Annotated in this window: 6 protein-coding genes; all 6 read left to right on the top strand. The window is 66.0% G+C overall.

Annotation, left to right across the window (positions count from 1 at the left end; translation table 11 throughout):
* The coding region (locus JOZ76_RS36370) for a DapH/DapD/GlmU-related protein (RefSeq protein WP_291706199.1) at positions 1 to 186 on the top strand (186 nt) is incomplete at its 5' end.
* Positions 187 to 210: 24 nt separating this feature from the next.
* On the top strand, positions 211 to 1,299 hold the full coding sequence (locus tag JOZ76_RS36365; protein ID WP_291706198.1) for a glycosyltransferase family protein: 1,089 nt from the start codon (positions 211 to 213) through the stop codon (positions 1,297 to 1,299).
* A 57-nt stretch (positions 1,300 to 1,356) separates the two neighbouring features.
* Entirely contained in the window at positions 1,357 to 1,953 is a 597-nt protein-coding gene (locus JOZ76_RS36360; protein ID WP_291706197.1) for an acyltransferase, read from the top strand.
* A gap of 10 nt (positions 1,954 to 1,963) precedes the next feature.
* Positions 1,964 to 2,800 (top strand): class I SAM-dependent methyltransferase, encoded by an 837-nt coding sequence (locus JOZ76_RS36355; RefSeq protein ID WP_291706196.1) that lies wholly within the window; start codon positions 1,964 to 1,966, stop codon positions 2,798 to 2,800.
* Positions 2,797 to 3,726 carry an NAD-dependent epimerase/dehydratase family protein gene (locus JOZ76_RS36350; RefSeq protein WP_291706195.1) on the top strand — a complete coding sequence of 310 codons (930 nt, stop codon included), beginning with the start codon at positions 2,797 to 2,799 and terminating at the stop codon, positions 3,724 to 3,726. Before JOZ76_RS36355 ends, JOZ76_RS36350 begins: the two co-directional genes overlap by 4 nt.
* Positions 3,723 to 4,601, top strand: an 879-nt coding sequence (locus tag JOZ76_RS36345; protein ID WP_291706194.1) for a glycosyl transferase, incomplete at its 3' end; no start/stop codon positions are given. The genes JOZ76_RS36350 and JOZ76_RS36345, both read left to right, overlap by 4 nt.

The following is a 4,601-nucleotide window of genomic DNA, read 5'->3' as shown; positions in this document are numbered from 1 at the left end:
CCGCATGCGCCGGTCGTCATCGCGGACAAGGTGTGGATCGGCTTCAACGCCAGCATTTTGAAGGGCGTGACGATCGGCGAGGGGGCAGTGGTCGGGGCGTGCTCCGTAGTCACGCGCGACGTTCCGCCGTTTGCGGTGGTGGCCGGCAACCCCGCGCGCGTGATCCGAACTCTTCCGGTCGCTTGAAGCACGATGGCAGCAGCGCGCACCATGCGTGTTTTTCAGAATGGCGGGCTCTACCCGTCGTATGTGCCGCGCCTGAATGGGCTGGCGCGCGGGGCTTCGGGGTTCGAGGCGCGGCGCCGCGCCTTTCTCGACGACCGGTTCGGCGCGCTGCATTTCCTCGCGCCGGTGCTGGAGGGTGATGCGCAGGCCTTCTTTACCAACGCCGATGATGAGGTCCTGCAGCGGCACTGGGCGCGCGAGAACGGTCTCAAGGCGGCTATTTCGCTCGAAGACATCCTGCTCGCCCAGATCGAGCACCACGGGACCGAGGTCTTCTATAACCTCGATCCCATTCGCTTCGGCAGCACGTTCGTCCGCAAGCTGCCCGGCTGCGTCCGCAAGTCGGTCTGCTGGCGCGCGGCGCCATCGGGGCGCGCGGACCTGACAGCCTATGACGCGATCCTTGGCAATTTTCCCTCGATCCTGGATGCGTGGCGGGGCCAGGGCTGTCGTGCCGAGCTGTTCTTCCCCGCAATCGACCCTGTGATGGCCGAATACGAGCGGGGTGACCGCACCATCGACGTGCTTTTCGTAGGCGGATATTCCAAGCACCATTCGACCCGGGCGCGCGTGCTCGAACGGGTCGCACAGCTCGCGACACGATTTCGCGTGGTCTACTGCCTGGACACATCGCGGCTGACGCGGCTCGCCGAGAGTCCGCTCGGCCGCCTGCTGCCGCTCCGCAAGCATCGCCGGCCCGCGGCGATTGCACAGATCGCCCAGCCGCCGGTGTTCGGCCGCGAACTCTATGGCCTGCTCGGACAATCGAAGATCGTGCTCAACGGCGCGATCGACATGGCAGGCCGCGATCGGGGCAACATGCGCTGCTTCGAGGCGATGGGATGCGGTGCTCTGCTCGTGTCCGATGCCGGAAGCTATCCGGCAGGGATGAAGGCGGATGAGACGATGCTGGCCTACGAGTCAGCGGATAACGGGGCCGACGTGATCGCAGGCGCCCTCGATCGCTGGCCGCGCTCGGCCGAACTGGCGCTTGAGGGCCGGGCGCAGCTGTCCTCGCTCTACAGCAAGTCCCGCCAGTGGCAGTGCTTCGTCGACCTCGTCGCGCAGCTTTAGGCGTGCTAGAGCGAGCGCACGGTCCTCTCTCAAGTCCTCTTGGCTCAAAACGGTAGAATGCGGCTGATCTCGAAAATTCGACGGATCAATGTCGATCTGGTCCTGCAGCGCCTGGCAGGCCGGGCGACCTGTGAGCTCCATTCAGGCGCGACCCTGCACCCCAGAGCGCGGATCCGCAACGCCCGCGGCGACAGCGGCAAGATCGTGATCGGTCCCAACAGCCAGGTTCTCGGCGACCTCTCGACCTTCGCCCATGGCGGCGAGATCAGGATCGGGGAATGGTGCTATATCGGCGAGGCCAGCCGTATCTGGTCGGCGGCCTTGATCGAGCTCGGCGACCGCGTGCTGGTGTCGCATTCCGTAAACATTTTCGACAGCCTCACGCACCCGCTTCACGCGGCGGCACGCCACGCGCAAGTGAAGCAGATTTTTGAGCATGGCCATCCGCAGACCCTGGTCCTCGACGAGAATCCGGTCAGGATTCGCAACGATGCCTGGATCGGAGCCGGCGCCATGATCCTGCGCGGCGTCACCGTGGGCGAGGGCGGCATCGTTGCCGCCGGCGCTGTTGTGACCCGGGACGTTCCGGCCTATTCGATCGTGGCCGGCAACCCCGCGGTGCTGGTCAGGGAATTGTCCGCCGATGAGCGCTAGATCCGAACCGATGAGCTGGGAAGATGCGGTGGGCTGGCTGCGTCAGCAGCCGGACCAGCGCCAGCTCGTGCTCGACGCGTTCTACGACGACCCGCTCATATCAGCCGCGAAACGCTATGCGGCCTGCAGCGAATGGCAGGAGGTCGCGCGATTTCTCAAGGGACGCAGCGGAACGGCGCTCGATGTCGGCGCGGGCCGCGGTATCGCGAGCTACGCGCTGGCGCGGCAGGGTTTTGCGGTGACCGCGCTCGAACCGGATCCGAGCCCGATCGTGGGCGCCGCGGCGATCCGCGCTTTGGCGCGCGAGGAACAGCTTCCGATCGAGGTGGTCGAGGAGTTTTCCGAGCGGCTGCCGTTTGCGGACGGCGCGTTCGACGTGGTGTTGGCCCGCGCCGTGCTGCATCATACCAGCGATCTGGAAGCGGCGTGCCGCGAGATGTTCCGGGTGCTACGGCCCGGGGGCATCTTCCTCGGCCTGCGCGAGCACGTCATTTCCAGGGCGACCGATCTCGACCGCTTTCTCGCGCAGCACCCGCTGCACCGGCTCTATGGCGGCGAGAACGCTTTTCTATTGCCGCGTTATGTCGATGCGCTTCGCACCGCCGGCTTTACCGCCATCGACGTGCTGTCTCCGTTGGAGAGCCCGATCAACCTGTTTCCGTACACCGCTGAGACGCTGCGTCTTGCGGTCATCGAGAAATTGTCGCGAAGAATTCCGCTCGCGCCACTCTGGCGCGGCGTGTTCGGGTCGCAGTGGCTGTTCGACATGTTGCTCAAAGGCGCCGAGCGTTTTGATAACAGGCCGGGGCGGCTTTATTCCTTCATCTGCACCAAGGCGCGCGCATGACCGTCTGGGTCACAGGTGGCAACGGTTTCATCGGGCGCAACCTGATCCGTCTGCTGGCGGATCAGGGCCGCGCGGTGCACGGCATCGGGCACGGCCTGATCGACGACGCCGAGTGTGCCCGTCTTGGCCTCCGCAATTGGGTCAATGGCGAGATCGAGGCCGCCAATCTGGATATCCTGGCGAAGCTCTCGGGCTTGCCGACGGCGATCTTTCATCTGGCGGGTGGCTCGTCGGTCGGCCTGTCGATCGCGCAACCCCTCGAGGATTTTTCGCGCACGGTCGTCGGCACAGCGCGCCTGCTCGAATGGCTGCGCCGCTCGGTGCCAGATTGCCGCCTGGTCGTGGCGTCCAGCGCCGCGGTCTATGGCGCGCATCATGATGGACCGATTTCCGAAGACGCAGAGACGCTGCCCGTTTCGCCCTATGGCCATCACAAGCTGATGATGGAAGAGCTCTGCCGCAGCTTTGCGGTGAGCTACGGGCTGCGCAGCGCCGTCGTGCGGCTGTTCTCGGTCTACGGACGCGGTTTGCGCAAGCAGCTGTTGTGGGACATCGGCCTGCGCCTTGCGCGCGGCGAGCGGACGCTGACGCTCGGCGGCACCGGCGCGGAGCTGCGCGACTGGGTCCATGTGCGCGACGCGGCCCGGCTGCTTGCGACAATAGCCGATCGGCCGCAGCCCGACGTGTTTTACGTGATGAATGGCGGCAGCTCGGCTGGTACGACGGTTGCCGAGGTGACCGCAATGCTCGTGAGGAACTGGGACGGTAACATTGCCGTTCGATTCTCGGGACAAGGACGATCAGGCGATCCGTTCAGCCTGGTCGCGGATGCCGCGCGGCTGCGGGCGCTGCCGTTCAACTTCGAGACCTCGCTCAGCGACGGGATGGCCGATGCCGTTGCCTGGCTGAAGGGCCAGCCGGCGTGAGCGACGGCGCGCCGATTCGGCTGGCGTTCACGATCATCTCCCGCCGGAGATGGGCCGGGGGCTACAATTATCTGCGCAACCTGTTCGCGGCGCTGAACGATCATTGTCCGGGCGCCGTGACGCCGGTGGTGTTCGCCGGGCTCGGCGACGATGCGGCTGATCTCGACGACCTCGGGCGTATCGGCGGTGTCGAGACGGTGCGCGCGCCGGCCTTCGACCAAGATCGCGTCGGTGTCGCGGGCGCGTTTCTGCTCGGGCAGGACCGGGCCGCGGTTGCGGAATTTCGCCGCCACCGGATCGACGCGGTGTTCGAATCGGCGCGCTTCTTCGGCTGGCGGCTGCCCTATCCGGCGCTCGCCTGGGTCCCCGACCTGCAGCATCGGCAATTGCCGCAGCTCTTTCCGACGGCGGCGCGCTGGCGGCGGGAGCTCGGCTTCCGCGCCCAGTTCGCTGCGGGGCGGACCATCCTGCTGAGCAGCGCAAGCGCCGAGCGCGATTGCCTCACCTTCTATCCCAATGCCAAGGGAAAAACGGTCGTCGTCCGTTTCGCCACGCGGCCGCCGGCCGCGCTGCTCGGGCGGGATCCGGGTGAGGTGATCGCGACCTATGGCCTGCCGGCAAACTATTTCTATCTGCCCAATCAATTCTATGCGCACAAGAATCATGGGCTGGTCGCAATCGCCTTGAAGATCCTGGCCGGGCAGGGCCGCGAAGTGGTGGTCGCGGTCTCCGGCAGCCAGCACGACGCGCGGGGCTCGGAGGCCTTTGATGCCGTGATGCGCATGGTGCGTGAACTGGGTCTGGAGACGAGCTTCCGCTATCTCGGGGTGATCCCGATCGAACACGTTTATGCGCTGTTACGAAGTGCGGTCGCG

Source organism: Bradyrhizobium sp., assembly GCF_019244115.1.
Classification (GTDB): Bacteria; Pseudomonadota; Alphaproteobacteria; order Rhizobiales; family Xanthobacteraceae; genus Bradyrhizobium.
Note: the sequence above shows the minus strand (reverse complement) of the source record. Positions and strands in the feature narration are given on the sequence as shown.